Annotated in this window: 16 protein-coding genes; all 16 read left to right on the forward strand. The window is 47.8% G+C overall.

Translation table 11 applies throughout. From position 1 onward, the window contains the following. The first annotated feature begins 28 nt into the window (after positions 1-28). On the forward strand, positions 29-586 hold the full coding sequence (locus R7190_RS21710; protein ID WP_301566883.1) for a hypothetical protein: 558 nt from the start codon (positions 29-31) through the stop codon (positions 584-586). Between the two features lie 10 nt (positions 587-596). Continuing rightward, a complete protein-coding gene (locus tag R7190_RS21715) occupies positions 597-1,145 on the forward strand; it encodes a phage tail protein (RefSeq protein ID WP_171345061.1) in 549 nt (182 codons plus the stop codon). A gap of 2 nt (positions 1,146-1,147) precedes the next feature. Continuing rightward, positions 1,148-1,969: a hypothetical protein gene (locus R7190_RS21720; RefSeq protein ID WP_258458670.1), complete on the forward strand. Its 822-nt coding sequence runs from the start codon at positions 1,148-1,150 to the stop codon at positions 1,967-1,969. A gap of 128 nt (positions 1,970-2,097) precedes the next feature. Beyond that, a complete protein-coding gene (locus R7190_RS21725) occupies positions 2,098-4,818 on the forward strand; it encodes a hypothetical protein (RefSeq protein WP_318074730.1) in 2,721 nt (906 codons plus the stop codon). Between the two features lie 3 nt (positions 4,819-4,821). Next, positions 4,822-5,169, forward strand: coding sequence for a hypothetical protein (locus tag R7190_RS21730; protein ID WP_151514298.1), 348 nt, complete (start codon positions 4,822-4,824; stop codon positions 5,167-5,169). Next, positions 5,166-6,563 carry a hypothetical protein gene (locus R7190_RS21735; RefSeq protein WP_171345058.1) on the forward strand — a complete coding sequence of 466 codons (1,398 nt, stop codon included), beginning with the start codon at positions 5,166-5,168 and terminating at the stop codon, positions 6,561-6,563. The genes R7190_RS21730 and R7190_RS21735 overlap by 4 nt, the downstream gene beginning before the upstream one ends. Before the next feature lie 3 nt (positions 6,564-6,566). Continuing rightward, positions 6,567-7,421, forward strand: a complete 855-nt coding sequence (locus R7190_RS21740; RefSeq protein WP_171345057.1) for a hypothetical protein — start codon at positions 6,567-6,569, stop codon at positions 7,419-7,421. 47 nt (positions 7,422-7,468) lie between these two features. Next, positions 7,469-7,903 carry a hypothetical protein gene (locus R7190_RS21745; protein ID WP_171345056.1) on the forward strand — a complete coding sequence of 145 codons (435 nt, stop codon included), beginning with the start codon at positions 7,469-7,471 and terminating at the stop codon, positions 7,901-7,903. A gap of 2 nt (positions 7,904-7,905) precedes the next feature. After that, positions 7,906-12,306, forward strand: coding sequence for a tail fiber protein (locus R7190_RS21750; protein WP_171345055.1), 4,401 nt, complete (start codon positions 7,906-7,908; stop codon positions 12,304-12,306). 200 nt (positions 12,307-12,506) lie between these two features. After that, positions 12,507-12,830 carry a hypothetical protein gene (locus tag R7190_RS21755; RefSeq protein WP_140365106.1) on the forward strand — a complete coding sequence of 108 codons (324 nt, stop codon included), beginning with the start codon at positions 12,507-12,509 and terminating at the stop codon, positions 12,828-12,830. Continuing rightward, on the forward strand, positions 12,827-13,240 hold the full coding sequence (locus R7190_RS21760) for a hypothetical protein (RefSeq protein WP_140365105.1): 414 nt from the start codon (positions 12,827-12,829) through the stop codon (positions 13,238-13,240). Before R7190_RS21755 ends, R7190_RS21760 begins: the two co-directional genes overlap by 4 nt. Further along, positions 13,233-13,850: a hypothetical protein gene (locus R7190_RS21765; protein WP_140365104.1), complete on the forward strand. Its 618-nt coding sequence runs from the start codon at positions 13,233-13,235 to the stop codon at positions 13,848-13,850. Before R7190_RS21760 ends, R7190_RS21765 begins: the two co-directional genes overlap by 8 nt. Beyond that, complete coding sequence (locus tag R7190_RS21770; protein ID WP_171345054.1) at positions 13,847-17,554, forward strand: hypothetical protein; 3,708 nt, start codon at positions 13,847-13,849, stop codon at positions 17,552-17,554. The genes R7190_RS21765 and R7190_RS21770 overlap by 4 nt, the downstream gene beginning before the upstream one ends. Continuing rightward, on the forward strand, positions 17,554-18,771 hold the full coding sequence (locus R7190_RS21775; RefSeq protein WP_171345053.1) for a hypothetical protein: 1,218 nt from the start codon (positions 17,554-17,556) through the stop codon (positions 18,769-18,771). Before R7190_RS21770 ends, R7190_RS21775 begins: the two co-directional genes overlap by 1 nt. A 22-nt stretch (positions 18,772-18,793) precedes the next feature. Further along, positions 18,794-18,982 (forward strand): hypothetical protein, encoded by a 189-nt coding sequence (locus R7190_RS21780; RefSeq protein WP_258659582.1) that lies wholly within the window; start codon positions 18,794-18,796, stop codon positions 18,980-18,982. Beyond that, positions 18,982-19,920, forward strand: a complete 939-nt coding sequence (locus R7190_RS21785; protein ID WP_171345051.1) for a hypothetical protein — start codon at positions 18,982-18,984, stop codon at positions 19,918-19,920. Before R7190_RS21780 ends, R7190_RS21785 begins: the two co-directional genes overlap by 1 nt. Positions 19,921-20,248: the final 328 nt, after the last annotated feature.

Raw genomic sequence — 20,248 nt, forward strand, 5'->3', positions numbered from 1 at the left:
CACGCCATTTTTTTATGTGAGGTATGAAATGACCAAGCCAGCCGAACTACTGGAATCTGTTGTCGAGCGCTTCCCTATGCTGCTTCACAACGAGCCAGCCGCGCTTAACGCTCTGTTGAAGAAAGCCATTGGCAAATACCAAGACTTAGCCGGGTTCATGGCCAAAGCTCGCATTGACGAACTGGACGCAAAAGGCGGTACGTTCTCGCTACCCGAGCGCTTCATGACGCGAGTCACTATCAAGGACAAAGCGGGCCGCTATGTCAGCGCCGATGTATGGGGGAACCAGTTAGAGCTTGATTTAAGTGGCAGTGAAGAGTTTCCGCTGACGTTGCTCTATTTAGAGAATCTACGCGATGCGGATTACACAACGATTGAGCTACCAGCCAGCTCCGTAACGCTGATTAGCGATTACCTAGAGCTGTTAATTATGTCGCCTAACAGCGACCGCCTACGCCGTGTCTCGGTTGCGGGCAAGCTCGATGCGAGTGATATCCCGACAGAAGCCGACCTAGCAGCGAGACGTACCGAGCTCGAGGAAAAAATCAAAAGCTCACAAGCCATGATTCCAATGATCACCATCTAGAGAGGCCAGTGTGAGTAGTTATCGTTCCTATGGTGGTGGTAATTCATCGCCATACATGAAGGTCGCCAAGAAGGTGGTATCGGATTACTTTTCCCGGCCTTGGTTACAGGGTTGGCAATGGTCCATCGAGATCGTTGCACCAGACGCCCCAAGCGATGTTGATATCTACGTCAAGGACGTTTCGTTTGGTGCGGGCTCTGTAGATAGCGACGTAAAAGTCATAGGTTCCGGGGGAATTGCGCTCCCAACAACATCAAGCGTCGGTGAGATCACTATGACCGTGCGTGATGAAGACTCGCTAGTGATGAATGAGTGGTTTGATAAGCGCCTCGCTCTCGTCAAAAACAAAGACGGCACCATCAACCTTCCTTATGAATACGTGTTTGAAATACGCATGTTCACCATTAGCTCCGATGGCACCAAAAAGTTGCTGAAGTCCTATCAAGTGTTTCCAACCAAGAAAGGCGACATTACTTGGTCGCGTGAGGAAGTGAACACCGTGGCTTCATTCCCATTAGTTTTCCAGAAATTCAGCTCTGTAGGTAAGAAGGTGTTTTAACAATGCAAGTCCCACCATTTCCTTTGCCATCTAACATTTCGAAAGTCATTCATTTCCGGGTACCGACCGTTGATGATGCTTTGTCGTTCGCTGACCTTAGTCCCGAACAAGAAGAAATGCACACAACGCAGTACCTAAACCAGCTGCAAGATACCGCCAAGCAAGACGGGAAGGTTTTCGACTCCGCAGAGTGGACCGGGGAAGACCGCCGAACCGCATTGTGGTGGATATTCATTTCGACAAGAGAGTATCCAGATATCACGGTGAGCTACCACTGCGAGCATTGCCAGCAGGAGCATTATGTCGATATCAACGCGATTGATTTAGCGGATACCTCAACGGCCCATAACGAATTGCCAAAGCATACGTTTGACGCCCGCATTGACGGTCGTGTCGTGAAGGGGGTTGAAGTGCGCCCGCTAAAAGGTAATGCGTGCGAACACCTCGAGACGATGGCCATGGGTATTAGCACAATCCCGGAAGGTACCAAAGAGCACAAGCAAGCTCAGTTCAATTTCAAGATTAGCCAAATCGCGCACCACGTAACGCTACCGGGCCAGCCTAAAGATGAGCAAGAGGCTTACAAATACAAGGTAGAGCAGATCCGCAAGATGGCGGTCGATACCGAGTTTCGTTCCTTCTTTGCCAATGTCGAGATTGGCATTCGAAAGCAGCAACACGGCTTGTTAACTCGTTATTCCAACGGCCAATACATGCTGGTGGCCAATCATAAGAATTGCAGTGTGGCCATCGAGAACGGGGAGGACCAAAGCAAGCTATTGCTTGTTCCCTTTCGGGCTGACCACTTCATTTCAACGCTATAGCGAAGCAGGTTGGCAAATCCTCATTGAGAACATGACGATTTACGGCGGGCAACCAGCCGACGCCATCTTAGGCACTTATGAAGGATTGGCTATTAAGTTAGACCAATCGCTGAAGGATAAGATCAAAAATGGCTATTAACGAACGCGATGATATCGACTTGTCGCTGGTGGTCGACTCGATAAAGCAAGCCAGTGACCGAGAGCTGAAAATACTCTCAGAAATCAGCAAAAAGCTCGATGCGCCTGTTGTATCGAGCGGGCTGATTAGTCCAAGCCATACGGCAAGCTCTGAAGAGGTGAGCGCACCACAATCAGCGCCAAAACAACGAAAGCGACCAGTGCGACGAACGGCAGCAAAAAAGCGACCGGGCGAAGTAACCGCGCAGCTGGCCAAAAAGCAAAAGCCACCAGCACAAGAGGACACTGAACACCTCAAACAAACGGAAGCGCTCGATACAACACTACCAATGCCATCAACCGGGTTGGAGCTCATGCAGCAACAACCAAAAGAGGCTGAATCGGTAGAAAAGCGGGAGTTACCTGTCTCGGCGGCGACACAGGTCCAGCAAAGCAAGCAAAATGCGCCAGAGCTTCCAGCTGTTAGCGTAAACGTGGATGCGCCAGAGTCAGACACCTCGAACATTGAAAAAGCCATTAGAGACGGTTTGAGCGAGTTTGATGATTTCTGGAAAGATGAGAAAGGCCGCTTGCGTCGCGCCAATGGTACCTATGCCAGCAAGGAAGAGAACGCCCGGTACCAGAAAACAGCGGAAGACATTGCCAAGGAACGTGAAACCGAAAAGCAAACGTCAGCGCTTGCTCGAGTTGTGGGTACCTTTAGGACCGCCGTGGACATTGGCCATGATACCGCAAATAACGATGCGGCCGATGCAGCCGGGGCCGCAGCGGGTGGATCTTGGTTCTATGCAGCAAAAGAGTTGTACACCGTCGGTGAGAACATCCTAGAAGGGGCAGACAACCTCAAGGAAAAAACCAGCGACTTAAAAGAGCAATGGCAATCAAACAAAGCGTTTTCCTTTGCGAAATTCTTCAGCAAAGACAAGGAAGCACAAGAAGCCTTTACCAGCTCAGAGCAAACCGACACGGCGAGTCAATCTAGCGCCTTGTTGGAGCAATCTAGCGGCCCGGCGAGTGTTACCAATACGATTAGTGAAACCGCATCGCGTGAATCGTCAAAAAGCAGCCAACAAAACGCCAACTTAAGCCGTCTGGAAACCACAAAGAGCCGATTCTTTGAGAGTTTTGGATCATTGCTAGGCGGGGTGAATGGGCGTGACACGTTAACCGAGCGCGTTAGTACCAGTAACAATGCTTCCTCATCATCCGTGGTGGCGAACACGGTCGACAAACAAAGCTCAACGACACAAACGTCGTCACTACTGGCTGAAACCAAACGACAGTCCTCGCAAGAGAACCAGCGCGAACTCATCCAAGAGCAAACGCAAGAGCAAAAGGAATCGAATGCAGAAATCATAAGCCTGTTGGATGACATTAGCTCTAACACCAAGGGAGAGAGTACAGGCCTGTTATCCGAGCTGTCGGATATCGGTTCATTGTTTGAGGGGCGCGGGCGTAAAGGACGTGGTGGCCGTCGTGGTGGTTTATTTGGCAAAGAACGCGCATCAAGCAAAGTCAGCATAGGTCGACCAGAAAAAGCATCTCGATTTAAGTCCGTGTTAAACGCGACCGGGAAGAAGGGCGCAGGTATTGCCGCTGGCGGTATGTCGATGGCGGGAACGGCTTTTAAAGGTGTTTCAACGCTGGCCAAAGGTGCAGGTAAAGCAATCCCATTGCTCGCGCCAATGCTGGCAGCGTATGACGCTTACAGTGGGTTCACGGACAAGGAAGCGCAGAAAGAAACCTTCAACCTCAAAGAAGGGGAAGAGGCGACGACCGGGCAGAAGGCAGCAATGGCCGCAGGATCATTGCTCGATATGGGCGGGCTTGTGTCTGGTGCCGCAGGGCTGGCAGGTGACGCACTTGGAGCGCTTGGGTTTGATGGAGCCAAAGACGCACTGACTTTTGAGGCGGGTGATATTGCCAAGGGCATTTACGAATTGTTTACGGGCAAGTCGTCAAGTGACGAGCAAACATCAACGTCGATCGAGAGTGTTACCAGCTCAAACGAAAGTCAAACGTCAGCATCGAGCGTTACCAGTGCCAACTCAAGTGAGAGCGCCACCTCATATCAAAGTGACGTTGATCAGCTGGTGGCTCAGGGTGTGCCATTGGTCAAAGCAGAAGAGCTGGCCAAGCAAAAAGCTCAAGAGCAAGCGAGCAACGCTACAGCCTCGAAAACTGACGTCGTTCCCGCTAATCAGATGCGCGTCGATGGGATGCAAGTTGCCACTGTTTCTGCAATCGGTAATCCAGTAACCGGTTCCAAAGAAAGTAAAGCCACCAGCACCAAAGAATATGTATCTGATCAAGCCGTCAGTAACTCTAGCGACAACGCAACCAGTGTTAAAGAGTTGGAGTCGCTTGAGTCAATGCAATCCGTGGGTTCGGCGCAAACCACCAGCAGCGTGAGCAAGGTGAGCAGTAACCAATCGGCCAGCTCTGTTTACGCAGAACTGGCTCAAAAGGAACTGCAAAAAAGCGGCAAGCCAAATGTCATTCAGTTGGACAAAAAGAGCGTTGAAGACTTGGCCAAGGGCATTAAGAAAGCCAACTCGGAAACGTCCACAACGACCGTCGTGCAAGCCTCGCCAGCGATTCAGAAGGGAAGAGGACCAAAGCCAGCTGCAACAAATAATCCTGGTACTGGCAGCATTCCAAACAACTTTAATGACCGCTCGTTACAGCGTCAAAGCGCCGACTTGGAGTAACCGATGGCAGATGAAATTTACTACAAAATGACCGCCACCATTGACGGGGTGGAAACGTTCACGGGTGGCAATGCCAAGCTTGCCCGTGTCGCTGAATGGCTCGATACGCCACAAGGTCAAGTGTGGGGTGCGCCTCAATGGGGAAACCGTCTATCTCAATACCGACACAATCCATTAAACGGCGATACCGCAGCGGCGATAGAAAGTCACATTGCGATGAACTTACCGCAAGACATTGCTGATGCGTCCATTACCTCGATACGAGTTGAACCCGTTGAAATGGACCGTTGGAGCATTCGAATCTCACTTAGTGGCGTGGCCACAGAACTAAAACAGGAAATAAGTTTATGAGCACTGTTAATGAAATCCGCAATACGATTGATGCGGCGTTAAGAAAGTCTTCTTGGTGGCAGCGATTCATTGGTTCGCAGTTTGTTTCTTACTTAGCTTTGTTTATGGCTCAAGTGGTCAGTCGTTGTGAGCAAGCCGCCGCTCGAGCACTTCAAAACTCATACATTGCGACCGCAACCACACGAACGGCGATTTTAGCAGGGGCAGAGAGTCGCGGGCATATTGGCAGAAAATCGAGTCCTTCAACGGGTAAGGTATTAGCCACCAACCTAACGGATGCCCGGATCACATCGCCATCATTGTTGCAGTGTTCGGCGTCCAACCAAGTGAAATACACCATAACCGACAATATTGATATTGGTCCGGGCGCGAGTGTTGAGCTTAACGTGTCGCAAATCAGCATTGAAACGCTGACCTACGTTGTAGAAACAGAAGAGAACTGGCTAACCGTCGTGGTGCCGATTGAGTACACCGACCAGCTGCACAAAATGGTTGTGCGCGTTAACGGGGAAGAGTGGGCCGAGTCTTTCAAATTCCGAAACACAACGGGCGAATCTAAGGTTTACATGGAAACCTATAAGTCGACCGACCAATACGCGATCCGTTTTGGTAACAACATCAACGGTAAAGCGCCAGACGCAGGTTCCACCATCGAGATTGATTTGTGGCTGACTGACGGCGAAACAACGCTACTGGATAACCAAAAGCTCGTGATTGATGAAAATCAGGGGCTACGTTTTGGCTCGTCTGAATTGGCGTTAGTGACGTCAACGCAGATCACCGGAGGGGAAGAGCCTGAAGATATCGAGTCAATCCGTAATGGTGCGCTGTACTCATCCATTTACGACAATCAAGTCGTTTGGGATGGCGATTACAAAGCCTACATCAAGGCCAATATTGCAAATCTGGTTTGGGTTGAAGTGTGGGGCGAACAAGGCCAAGAAAAGCTAACGGGAGTGAAAGACCTAAACAACATCAACAAGATTTTCATTTGTGCTTACTCTTCAGCGAAATCCGACGAATTGTTAGGTGAAGAAATCTTAGCGCTGTTTAAAGGTAAAGAGGCATACAACGAAACCTATCATATGGCAATGCGAAAAGATGCACCAATCACCGTGGCGGTAACTGGTAAAGTGCATGACGGTTTTAACCTGTCAGACGGCGAACAAGCGATTATGAATGCGCTTGATAGTCTGTACGGGAAGGACGTTAAAAAAGAATCCAGCGTGCACCTAAAAGATATTTGGGAGGCGATTAACAAGGTTGCCTCAGATAACGGTATTTATCAGTTTAACGTCGACGCTCAGGGCATTTTAGAGAGCGTGCCGATAGATACTTACCAATACATCGACATTAAAGGGTCCACAGCAACACTTACCTATCCAGAGGTTTAAGCAATGACGCTTTCAGAGCTGAAATCATGGCTACAAGGCCAGCTCACATCAACAAAAGCCAGCGAACAAAGCTGGCTTGATTTGGCGGGCGCACTCGCCCAAGGCATTCATGATCATGTAGAAGGGTACCTAGACCGATTAAAGTCTAGAAACTCGCTCTACGACATGGAGAGAAAGGATCTACTCAAAGACACTGAAGAGTTAAGAAAAGTCTTCCCGATTTCGGACGAGATTGAAGAGGCCGACTTGCCTCACGTTATCATGCGCCGACAAGATGAGGTGCACTTTAAAAAGACTGTCTATCCGCTGGTGGCAACGCTAACGCGAGAGTTTTCCGGGATGCAGGTATCTTGGGAACCACTATACGCGCCAATTGACCAAGAAAAGTACCCATATGGTGATTTGTTTATTACTCAGCACGAAATGGATAATTTCGAGGCGCAAGGGTTAACAAAGGACGATTTCTTTATGACAAGTCGCGGGGTCATTCGTATCCCTATGAACGAGATTTACGGCGGCTCAGGTGGATTGTCAGAGGAAGAGATCCTTAAATTTGAGGAAAAGGTACGTCGCGTTATTTACCCGCTCGTTCCCCTTCGCATCGTATGTGATGGCCAAAGCTACTTCATTGATATACGGCTGGTGGAAGTGGCTGACTTTATCCGTCCCGTCACCTCTCATATTGTTGATGAAGCGTATAGCGTCACTGAAACAGGCGAAAGTAGTGCGCCGGGTACGTTTGAAGTTGAAACAACGCTTGTTACCACCGATGGAGTGAAGGCGTCACCTATTTACGGCACACCTCGATGTGATGCTGTTCCTTGTGATGCAATTGCGCTCGATAGACGATATTATTAACGCGCTCCCCCGCCTAAAAGAACGACCTAACTCATCCGTGAGGTGTTATGGCCGTTGTTTTAGAAAACAGCACGCTGCTGAATAAATATTATGATCTACGGGCTTTATCCAGCCTTCCCAACCAAGCGCCATTCTTTCAATTTGGCCAAGTTGATTGGGGTTATGATCTTATCGAGACAATTGATGGCCTACCTAGCGCCATGGATATTAGTCTCGATAAAACATCCATTGCCAACGTGTTTTATACGTCGAACGCTGCGTATAGCTACGTTAATGGCAAGATCATTATCACTACCTCAATCCCGGCAGGTGCGCTAGATACTCAAAAACAATTCTCTTGTGTCGGCATTAAAGATACTCAAGGCAACCTGATTGCGGCAGCGGTTACGCAGCCTGTTTGGTTGTACGCGCATCGTAGTATCACGCTTGAAATCGTGATTGATACGGCCCGTTCTGACGCACTGCAAGTGGCCAAGGGGTAATCATGACTATTGAGACGATTACTCTAAACCCAAGGACGTCCGACTCGGCAACGCTGGATCTGATAACCGATATCCAATATCTCGAACCATTTACGTCCACCAGCTTGAACCGCAAATTTTGTGGTGTTGTTCGTCCCGGAGTGTTCCGAGGCTTCAGCTGCGAGCCGGGCAACGGTTTGACACTGAATATCAAACATACGCAAAACCAAGACGGCAACGAGGTCAAATACGGCGTCGCGCTTGTTGAACGTGACGACTACTTGCTTACCGTTCGCCAGCAAAACGACATAGCGATTAACATCCCAACAGGGCAGGTTATGTATGTCGTGCTTGAGGCGTTCTATCAGTTTGGTGTTGAAACCAAGCAAGTTAACTTAGATTCTGACGTTGATTCCGCAACAGTACGGGTACTGCCTCAGTCACAAGTGAAAGATCACCACGTTATCTTGTGTACGGTGAATATCCCCGACAGTGCAACTCAATTGCTTGCCGAGCACTTGAGCTTCGATGGTCGTATGTTAGGCGGGTACGATTTGGATTCTCACTTGTCCGATACGCATCCCCATAAGCAATACGTCAGAAACGACGCGGATTCTGTTGTTAATGCCAACCTTCGCCTGAATGATTCATTTAAGCTGTCACTTGGTAACAACGATGATCTAACGCTACTTCATGACGGTTCTAACTCAGTTGTTGAGAGCAGAACGGGCGATCTGTTTTTAAAGCAAGGTGCCGCCGGGAAAAGCTTCAATCTACAAGTTAAAAATGCGTCTGGAAGTCTCGTTAATTCAGTCTCAGTCGTAGGTGGTGCGAATCCATACGTAAAATTACGCCATAGCAATACGACGCGCTTAATGACGACAGGCGGCGGTGTTGCGGTAACTGGCGATATCATCGTTTCTGGTGAGGTTCATGATAGCGGTGCGCGAGTATTTAGCCCAAACAATCGCAATATTAGCAACTCAGCGACAACGGTTAGCTCAACGGTATATGCCAGCCTAACCGCTGTAAAAACGGCGCATGACCGAGCGGTTGAAGCGGAAAGCAACTCAAAGGCCCACACTGACGCACGCATTAGCGATCTACTTGGTGGCGCGGCTCCTGAAGCGCTAGACACGATCAGAGAACTAGGCGAGGCATTGTTAAATCAGGGTGATGCTGTCGCGGTTATTACCAACAATATTGCCGATCACAAAGCTAACCGTTCTAACCCACACGGCGTGACAAAAGCTCAAGTCGGCTTGGGTAACGTGCCGAACTATACATTCACTACATCGGTAAGCGATTCTAGCAACACCAAGTTTGCGGCAGCGGGCGCGGTTAAGAAGGCTTATGATCTTGCTCTTACCAAAATCACCAAAGCACAAGGCGATAACTATTACCTAGCGCGAGACGCAAACGCCAAGAGCGCGAGCAAGTGGGAAACCGCTCGCACAATCACACTGCACGGCGATTTAAGCGGCTCGGTATCTCTTGATGGCAGCGCAAACGTGACGCTTTCTGCGTCGGTTAAAAACGACAGCCATACGCACAGCTATATTCTGGCCACTGACGACCGTGACGTAAAACCAAGCACAACAGGTCTTGATAAAAAGCACGCTGCGAAAGTCTATTTTGTTTCATTACGAGGCATGAATGGCGAAAGGGGCAGTAGTGACTATCAAGATTTGATGGTGTTTGACACGTACACGGACGCAACCGGGGGCAATGTCAATGCGATTACGCTAGATAAGCAAAGCGGTGCGATGAGATTATGGTCTGCTAAAGGTGATGCTACAGCTTGGGGCACTGGCCAGAGAGTCTTTGCTGACAACTATCATCCAAATGCGGATAAGTGGACCAATGCCCGCACGCTGGCACTGACTGGTGATGTTAGTGGTTCCGTCTCGTTTGATGGCAGCAAAAACGTAACCCTGAATGTCACAGTGGGAAATGACTCGCACACGCATGACACGCGATACCACACAAAGTCAGAGATAGACTCAATCAAGCTCAATTTACAGTCTCAGATTGATAACCGAGCTACATACGCTGCTGTTGGCCTTTTAGACAACGGTCGCTACAAGGCGACGGGTAAAACGTCAGGTAGTGAAACGTTAGATTTTGATGATATTGATGAAGGTGGGATTTATAAAAATCTATCACGTAGTGACTCAATCAATAGGCCAGATAACCGAACAGGTTACGCTTATATCCAGAACTACACGTATGGAACGACAAGCAACCTAACTCAGTTAGCTATCCCATATGGCACTGGTAGCCGTACAGGTCGAATTGCTATCAGGAGTCGCTACGGCGGCGAGTGGCAACCTTGGGATTACCTCTACAGTTCTCAGAACAAACCAACGCCTGACGAGCTTGGTGCTCTACCAAAAGGGGCCGTTGCTTCGGATGTTGGTGCGTTATCTCTAGCTGGTGGCACCTTAACTGGTGGCCTACTCATTGATGAGGGCGCAAGCAACGTCTCACAACTTCACTTAGGCCATGCAGGTAAAAGGTTCCACATTGAAACAAAAACCGACGGCACTTTTGAGATTGTAGAGTCTGACGTTTCTAGTCGATTGAAGATCCGTAAAGGCGGTGAGTCGACATTGTACGGGTCACTGAACACAACAGAGTCGGTATCGTCTAACCGTAGTGTTGAGGTTCAAGGCACTCGCGCTGGTAATAGCGTTCCATCGAGCGAGCAAGTTAAGCTGGACGGGTACGGGTTGATTGGTAATCGTCGGGCGGTTTACTTAACTAACGGCTCTAATTCGTCGGATGCTTACGTTCAAATCGCGGTGGGTGGCGCTCATAATGGTGGAGTGGCCAAGCTAGATCTGACTCGCTCAGAGCTTAATTCCAATGTTCCTATCAAGATTCAAGGGCAAAAGGTAATCACCGAGGCAAACAACCGTACTCAAGTTGTCCGTACCTCTTTAGGGAGTGATAATTCTTGGTGTCTGGTTGCTAACGTAACGATGCCGCAATCAAGCTCCACTGCGGTTATTGAGTTCTTTGGTGGTGCTGGCTTTAACACTGACTTGCACTATCAGTCGTCACGGCACCAAATGATTTTGCGAGCCAGTAACGGAAACCCTAAAGGTCTAAATGGTCAGGTTATTACAGACCATCCTAGCGGCTTGCCATTTAGTGAGTTTGGTTGGGTGAATACTGGCGGCGATAATTACGCCATCTATGTAAAAACACGTAGTGCATACAGTATTAACATTCTTATTCGATACATGTGTAGTCACACCATTACGCCATACGTTAGCAATAAGGGGGCAAGCCAGCCAGCGGGTATTATCAAAGGGCGAATGGTCACTAGCTATACGTCTTACAATAAAGACTTAGGGGCAATTAACTCTATTGATGGAAAGGGTTTAGAGCTTGATTACTCTACAAAGAAAGCTTGGATTGGTTCTCGTAATTCATCTTGGTGCCACATGGAGACTGAGGCCGCAAGCGGCTTTTATTCTTACTCCGCGTTCACCTTTGCTAAAGGGATTGATGTAATGCTCAATCAGAGCATTTCATTAGGTGGGCGAGCTGCATTTCGCAATACAGACGGCAACTGGCTTCGCATCAATGACTTAGGAAAGTTTACTTCTGGTATCTATTTCGGTAACTCATTGGTTCGTACTGATGGTGAGCTTACTGCGGGCTCTTGGACTGCTACTGCAAGGGCAGTTCGTGCTGCGCCTAGCTTTTACGATGCCTCTTGGGGTGGTAATGGGGTAGCAGCCTTGAGTATCAACAAACCTAATACCAATGGCGCTCATTGGGTTTTGGCCTCTTACTATGATGGCACCAATATCCGTTCTGGTATTCAGATCCTTACTGATGATACCGGACGCATGCGTTTCTATACCAACAAGAGAAGCAAGTATGTTGAGATAACGGATGGTAACGTATATGCGGGCGGGCCTCAAAGTTCGGCGGGTCACTCATTAACGCGTAAAGACTACGTAGATAGCAAGCTCTCGGGCGTTTCATCACGCGCTGGTGAGGCAGCTATTGGTAGTGGCGGGCAGCTAAAAGAGGGCAACCTCACAATAGATGGCACCACATGGGAGTACAAAGATTGGACAGGGCATTTCCTCGATCCGTTTGACTTAGTTAACTACAACGCCCCGGTTGCTGGATTTGATATTCGTGTCGAAGGTTATTACGAAATTGAATGGACACCGATACGACGCCGAAATGCCGTGAATGACGCAGTGGTTTACTCTGCAATTAGTAAAAACGGTGTTGTTATTTCAGAGTCAGAGAGTTTGTCTAACGACTATTGTGCATCAACGATTACTTGTCGATGGGTAGGGAAATTATACTACGGTGAGCTCATTCAGTTCTTAGATAGAGGTGCATCAACGCCCATTAAGGGGTCGCACTTCTCGATCCGATACATCAAACCTTAGAAAGAAAAATAAAGGGACCAATTTGGTCCCTTTTTTAATAGTTTGGCATGCCAAACTTTCTCATATTTCGCCATTCACACTCTTCCATCTCACGCGCTTTTACCTCTTTTTGAGTGATTAAAAAATAAGTAACGCTAAAGTTTGTTGTCCCCTATGAATTCCTAATAAAATTTCATAGAGACACATAAAAGGGGAACTTAATGCCAGTAATAGATTTTGGCGAGAGCTTTGCTTTTAGCGTTCTAGCTCTGTCCATTTTGAGCGGTGTTGGGTCATATCTCCAAGGCATACGCGAGCAACGTCTAGCTGGTGGATTCCTAGACTTTTTGACCGAACTAACACTGGCGTTAGTCGTCGGTTTGATTGTCGCATACATGTGCGAGAGCGAAGGGGTAGAAGCGGGTTATACCAGTGCTTTTGTGCTTATCGCCTCGAACAACGGGGCCGACTCAATCAACTTTATACGCAAGCTAGCAAGCCAAACGTTAGCAAAATTCTTTAATACCGGAGGGCAAAGCAGATGATGGAATTTGCAGTGATGGGCCTAGCTATTGCTGACCGATTTTTGCTTAAACGAAACACAGTAAAAATACTGCACGCTAACCAGATGGACGACGCCGAAGTAATTCGGTTTGTTCTCGGCTATCAATCCAAGCGAGCTATTACCAGTGGGACCGTGACTTACTCGTTACGCAGTAAAAAGCGTCCGAAAGCCATTATCACTCGAACGCGAAAACTCGACTTTTCGCATGCAGGTGAAAACAGTGAATTCCTAACGTTTGACCGCAAGCTACTCGAGCTCGAGGCCGGGGAAAAGCCGCAGGGGGAATGGGTACTAGACATCAAAATTGAGCGCTCTTGTTCTCTGGTAAATCCGCTGTACAAGATTTTCCCAACTGTCACGCACCACCAAGAGGAATTTTACATTGAGTAGATTATTCGCATCGAGACAAAGCCAAGGTTACGTCGTTGTCGATTTCAATGATGTGACCGAACGTGGGCTTAAATCGTTAATTACCGAGCTAAAACGAGCGGGTGAGCCCGTTAATGACGTTCAGGCCGACAATAAAGCGCGTCGTAAAGACATGCAGCAAGTCAAGCAAGCCAAGTTCTATTTTGAGAATGGCCAAAGCATGACGCTTTTCATTGGCTCTGAAGGTGATGTGTATCAGCTTCAGCTCAACTCAACCAAACAGCCGTTGCCAGATGCCACCAGCGACCGTGAGCTTGCAAGAGACATGGCAAACATGCTCAAGCGAAACCAAGCCAAGTTCGACAAGCAACTGGCACGTAAAGCCAACAAAGCCATTAAAGACACCTCAAATAGCAAGCCGTTAACTCGCAGTGTCAGCAAGCGACTTGAAGAGGCGAAATCAAGCATTTCAGCGCTTCAAGAAAATCAGCAAGCCGTTGTCACATCGTTGAATGCAGCGAGCCAGCAAAGCGCTTCCATGGATGAGGAAATTGCGCGATTGTCTGAAACGCTTGCCGCAGAAAAGACAGAAACCCAAGAATTAGAAAAGCAACTTGAGGAAGTGAAATGATGTATTCACACAATAAGCAGATCAAGGTTGTCGACCGAGTTGAACACTTCCTAAAACCTTTCACTGAAGGTGAAGTGACGGCCATCATGGGTGAAGATACTCAATCTATGCTGCTTGAATCCGTCGACATTGTAGATATTGAGCAAGCCTATGCTGGTGGCTTTGAATTGCTGCCAGATATGATGCTGGAAGCAATCAAGGCGAAAGCGGCCCGATTGGAAACCCGTATCATTGGTTTTTCAAACACGCTAAACAAGTACCTAAAGCCAGCGGGCATTGAGGTAACGGGTCGTGAGATTGGCAAGCCTCGTAAAAGTGGCTCAGTGGCCGTGCAAGTGGCCAAGATTAATCTGTCTGATGGTCAGTCCATCTCTTTAGTGTTCCACGCACCAGATAACGATCCCCTAAAAATCAATGCAGACGATACGCTGATTGCGTTCCGATTCTTGGTAAACAGCCGCGATGTGACGCACGCCGTTTCACCTTCAGGCGGTCGTGATATCTCTCGTTCACAGATGGCGCTCGCGCTTAGTAACTTGGTAGAAAAGAACTCAGAGAAGTTTGCCGCACGCCAAAAGAAAAACGAAGAACAAAAGCAAGCGCTAGAAGAAGCTCAAGCACAGATGGAAAGCATTGAAGCTGACATTAACGAAAAGTCAGATCAGCTTGATTCTATTGAGTCTGAAAACGAGAAGAAGAAAAAGCGTATTAACACGCTTACCAAGCAAATCAACAACCAAAACGAAATCCAAGAAGAGTTACGCAAGCAATTAGCTCGAAAATCAGCATCGAGCTCAAGCGCAACGTCGGGAGATGGCCAAGCGAAGACAACCGACAGCAAGTTGCTCGAGTCGCCAACATTTAAAGCCGCAACTGAAGTGGTCGTGAAAGATGGCAACAAGAACATGCTGACAGCTTTGATGAACATTTCTGGCATTGATAGCAACGATCCGAACTTGGCAGGTTTTGACCGTTCTCTGTTTGTAAGTAACCTTGCCAATCGCCTGAAAACGCTCAAGCGACAAGGTAATCAAGAGCAGGTGAACAACATACTTACCATGATTGCCGAGTACAACAAAGTCGCCAACAAGCCAGCATTCACTAAGCGTCATTCTATTTGGAAACTTGGTGAGGTTAACGACGTCCCGGCAGTGCCAGAGAATGAGCCAAACGAAACGGAATATCCAGAAGACCAGATCAATACATATGGCTATTTAGCGCAGCCGACCACGCCATCTAACGGCCATTCATTTAACAAAATGAAGGGCAAAGATTTAGATACCGGTCATTACGTAATTGAGTACGACGAGCACAACTTTGTGACCATCTCGCGCACTGAAGAAGGCATCTCTGTTGAGTACGTACTAGGTGGCGGTTTGAATGTTCAAACTCGCGTTTACGACAATATCTCTGACGTGAAGCATTTCGGCCCTAGAGATTTCAGCACGTTCTCACAAGCTGTTATCGACAACCTGACCGAAAACAACTTTTCAAAAGAACGACTCGAGCAAGCAGCAAGCGGAGCGCTCATCCCAAATCGACAAGTTGATGCAAGCGGCGAAACTCAAGTGCAAGGCGAGCAAGATGAGTTGCACTGGTACGGGCTACAAGCTCGACCTTATGGCATGGGTACCACGCCAAGCGATGCTCAAGCGGTGAAAGTGCTCAACGCTGAAGAGGCACAAGCACAGTTCCCGAATGCGGGTGTGGCCATTCGTCATGGCGCAATTGGTTACGCCCAAGAGCTAACACCAGAACAGGTCAAAAGCTTTGAGTTAAAGCCGTTAAAACAAGGCCAAACGGAAGAGGGCTCACTGGCCGATAGCGATGCGGCAGAGCTGATCGTTCGTAACTTCTTCTATGACTGGATGGAGAGAAAAGACCTAGAGCGCATCACTCAAGCTCAACTCAATGACATTCTAATGGTAGCGAAAGATGGCTTCCAAAAAGCTTTCCCGGAAGTGTTACGCCAACAAGCCGAATTCAAAGAGCGTAAGAACGATGTAGAAGCCTACAAAGTATGGCAAGCGTCTCTGTCATTGGTTACGCCTCAAATGCTAGAGGAAGAAGCTCGCGCTATGGGGATTGTCGTCTCTGATGTTCGAGTGAAGAACGAGAAAGCGATTAACGCTCTGTCAGAGCTGGTGCAGGGTAAGAAAATGGCGAGCGGTTGGAATATTGACCGTTCAGGTTTGGATACCGCCGGGCTGAATCTTGATAACACGATGTACCTGTCTGTTAACGTGGAGTCGCCGTTATATCGCATTGATGCGCTAAATCCTCATGGTGACTATGACATCCACTATCACGACGATGGCCACTTTTATTTGACGTACTCTGAAGGTTCGCCAGTAGAAGGTGCTGAAAACCTCAGTGATTGGTCCCAAGTTAAAGACGCTTTGCAATCAGCCTACGTTGCCGATCTTCAGCTTAAAGAGCTGGCCGATCAGGTTATTGGTACAGATTGGTTGGAAGACTTTAACGAAATGCGCAAAGAGCAAGGCTTACCAGAGATTAGCGGCCTCGATGATACAGGCGAAGAGACAAAGCAGCATGAAGATAACAACTCCAACTTTGTCGGCTCAGTTCGCGCACTGATCACCTCAGTTCAAAATGGCGTGCTAGCGCTTAAAGACGCGAAGTTAATGGTCAAAGAAACGCTCATTCACTCGATCCCTGAAGGAGCTCGAGGCGACTTGCTAGAGCGCTCAAATGCACCGAAAAACAAAAAGCGATGGATTGAAGCGCTTAACTCATGGGTAGAAAGCAAAGAGCATTACGATCCCAATGCGCCAGTAGTTCAGACGTCAAACGGCACCGTGAACTTTAACGAAGATACTTACGACGTTATTGATGAGCTCGGCATGTTTGGTAAGCCGCTGGTGGCTGTTGCTAAAACTAAGCCAGAAAACCTAGTTCAGCTTTTCTCTGATCGCTCGATGTACAGCGAAGAAGATTCAGAGCGACTTGTACAAGCCGTTCAAGCTGCTTACATGAAGCCAGATCCACAACCGGAGCCAGAGCAGGAACCGGAATCGGAACCACAGCCAACGCTAGAACTGAAGAAGAAGAACGATCTTGTTTATATGGGAAGCGGTCGATACATCATTGATTCAATTCTTCCTGACTCTAACCAAGCGGTATTGCTCGATTTTGATGATCGCGAGGAAGTGTTTGTTCATAAAGACGACTTAGAGCGTGCCGGGATTTACATCGAGGGACTTAGCCAATTGCCGTTCGATGGTTCTATCGAAGATACGTTAAAGCCAATCCTCAAAGGCTTAGATACAACGGGCTGGTTTGAGGAAAATGGTTCGATGAACTACCAAGGCCAAGACGATATTTACGACACGCTACTTGCCAATGGTTATGACTCTGAAGGCGCACGCCAAACCGCTCAACGCATTCGCCTAGAGCACAACGGCGGCGAACGTCCGTTTATTGAGACATACACAGACCAACAGCCAGAACCGGAGTCAGAGCCAGTGGAAAACAACACCGAAGAGCAAGCGCTTGTTGAAAAACTACGCTCAATCCGTGATTACACCGGAGAGGCCACGCTAGATCTTATTGAGCAGTACCAAGCTGATTTCGAAACAGCGTATGAAAAGTTTGAGTCGGCGGGCACCTTAGATGAACACAACGACTTGCTAGAGGCTGCGTTTGCTCGATTCGTTGAGCTTCAATCGGAGGTGACGGTTTAATGCTTCCACTCAGCGAACGAATTAAGAAAACCGCTCGCGCCGTGGAAATACTTTCCTACTTAAAACGAGAAGGGGCCACCGAGCCCCTTTTCAAGCGTATGGAATGGTCGCGTGAACGGTTGAACATCATTGCGGAGCTAAGAGGTAAGAAAGGGGCCAGTGATTTAGACGCCGAACATGTTCAAGTGGATTCTGTTGCAACCAAGGGCCGCGAATTGATGGCGTCGCTTGGTATTACGATAAACACCACGCTCAAAGACAAAATTGGCAAGCAAATTAAAGAGAACGAGCGCATTAACGATTTGATTGAGGTCCAGCCATGGAGCAAACCAAAGAAAACTCGCACGCTCGATGCCATTACCAAGCACGCCAAAGCCTACGATGTTTACCGCCTTGTTGGTGCTGACCGGGCGCAGTCTTCATCGACACACACGTTTGGTATCTATGAAGAGGTTCGAGATATCCACCGGGAGAATTACGTCAGTGCGGGCCTAGAGTTATCAGAGATTGTTCATCAACTCACTCTAAATTCGCCAGTAAGTGTCAACGATGGCTACCAAATGGCGATGCGTTCCGGGTTCGACAAGTTGGCAAACAACCGCTTATCCCGTCAACGTAAAGGCGACTTTACCGGGCGTGCGGGTAAGGCCAAGCAAAAGCTGATGCTTGCTGCTGGTGAGCTTTATTCGCTGGTGGCGTTTTCTGGTGAGCCAATCAACTTCACGGTAAGAAAGGCGCGACAGGATTACTCCAACTCTGATCGCTCTATCAGTATCGGTGAAGGTTTTACCAAGAGAGTTCTATGGCATGAGCTTAGTCATTCTCTTGAGCATGATCATCCTGAAGTGTTGGCCATGGCTAAGAGCTTCTTGAAAAAGCGTCTAGCTCAATCCAATGGCATTCGATCATTACGCGATATCTATCAAGACAAGTGGGGCTCTCAAAAGGGCGTTAACTATTCGCCTGACGAGTACACGATTGACGATGGCGCGTTCACGCCATACGCGACCAAATTTTATAACGAGGCCGATCCATTTGACATTGATGGAGCTCGAGCAACCGAAGTAATCACGATGGGTATTGAGTCTCTAATTGACAATGAATCCAGAGGCCGATTAGCCGTCAACGATCCAGAACATTTTGAGTTCATTGTGGGCGTGATTGCTCATCTACACGACAAAGCAAGAGGTAGTAATGATCCGACTGAAACTAACTAGCAGTGACGAAAGAGATTGTTTCGTGTCGTTTTATGATAGTTACGAGATGAACGAACCGAGCGAGCCAGAGTTTGATGATTTAGGTATGCAATTCCCTTGGGATGAAGTGCCTAATATGTATGGCCATATGCCAGATGAGAGCAACAAAATTTCGCCAGAGGACTTTATGTTTAAGGCATTCATGTTTGGATTTGCAGTAGAGGTGGCCTAATGGACTTAAAAGCAAAACTTAAGTTAAGCAGACAGCTAAACGGCCTGTTAAAAGAGTTGAGCGACAAGTCTTTACCGATACTTGAACGGATCCAAAAGGGCAAAGAGCGTATTTCTATTCTGCGTGAGCTCAAGGCCAGTGTAAAAGACGGTGCCGCACGACCTAAGATTGGTGACGATATCCCTAATGCAGAGATTACTCGCCATTCAGCAACAGATATCGAGATTAAGCGTCAGGTCGATAATGGTGAAGTGGTTATATACGTTAAGGTTAACCGCGAACGTGGGGAAATAAGTGTCACAAATGACATATCCAAGTCTTTGAATAAAAAGCCTGATGTATTTGATTACTCTGACCGTTATTCCTCATTTTCTGACATGGTAATGGTGGTTAACCGCCACATTATTGCAGAACTGGACTCTCTTGAGTTGGCCAAGAATGAGTACGACAAGGAAAGAGAGAAAGGAAAATCCCAAGTCGAATTCGATGTTAAGGGTGAGCAGATTGCAGATTACGAGGCGCAAGCTGAAACACTTAAAAAAGCGATCGATGCTTATAACGGCATGGTTAAGCGCGACAAGGAAGGCAAGTTACCAACAAAAGCGCAAGAGCTCGAAATGCGTGAGGCTATTCTTGATTTCGGTCCTACGGCTGCTGCTTATGATGGCTTGGGTGGTTTGTGGCGTGCGGGAGAAATTTTCCCAAAACGTCTATCCAGCATTCAGTCAGAAATAGCGGAGCTTAAAGGTCAACAGGGAAGCTCAATGGCGGATAAGTTCATTGCAGGTGAATACACGTCAAGCGAGAAAAGCGCATTCCGTCGCGTACTTGAATTGCTCAAAGACAAGTTAAGCCTAGAAGAGCTAAAGGAAGGGATGCTCAAATGGTTTGAGTATCATCAAAGCGAGCTATCTGATAAAAATGAAATAAACGCATGATATTGAAAGTAACTAAATGGTTCTCATAACGTAAACTGTTGGTGCTATTTAATAGTACCAACAACCTAGAGAGAGTTTGCTCTGGATAACAAAGAGAATGGGTTCAAAATAGCGTTAAAATCAATGACCATGGCTCTGTTATACATCAAACATTACATCCGCTACGAAGTTAGTTAACTTTAAGCTCGCCACTCTATTTAGCCTTTATTTTTGTATATGCTAATTTTCACACAGACCGTGACTGTTTTTTTGGGAAACCACCCCCATGGTTTTTGTGTCGGCCGTAGCTGTTTTGGGAAACCACCCCCATGGTTTTTATGTGGGCCGT

The organism is Vibrio sp. 1078-1 (genome assembly GCF_033340475.1).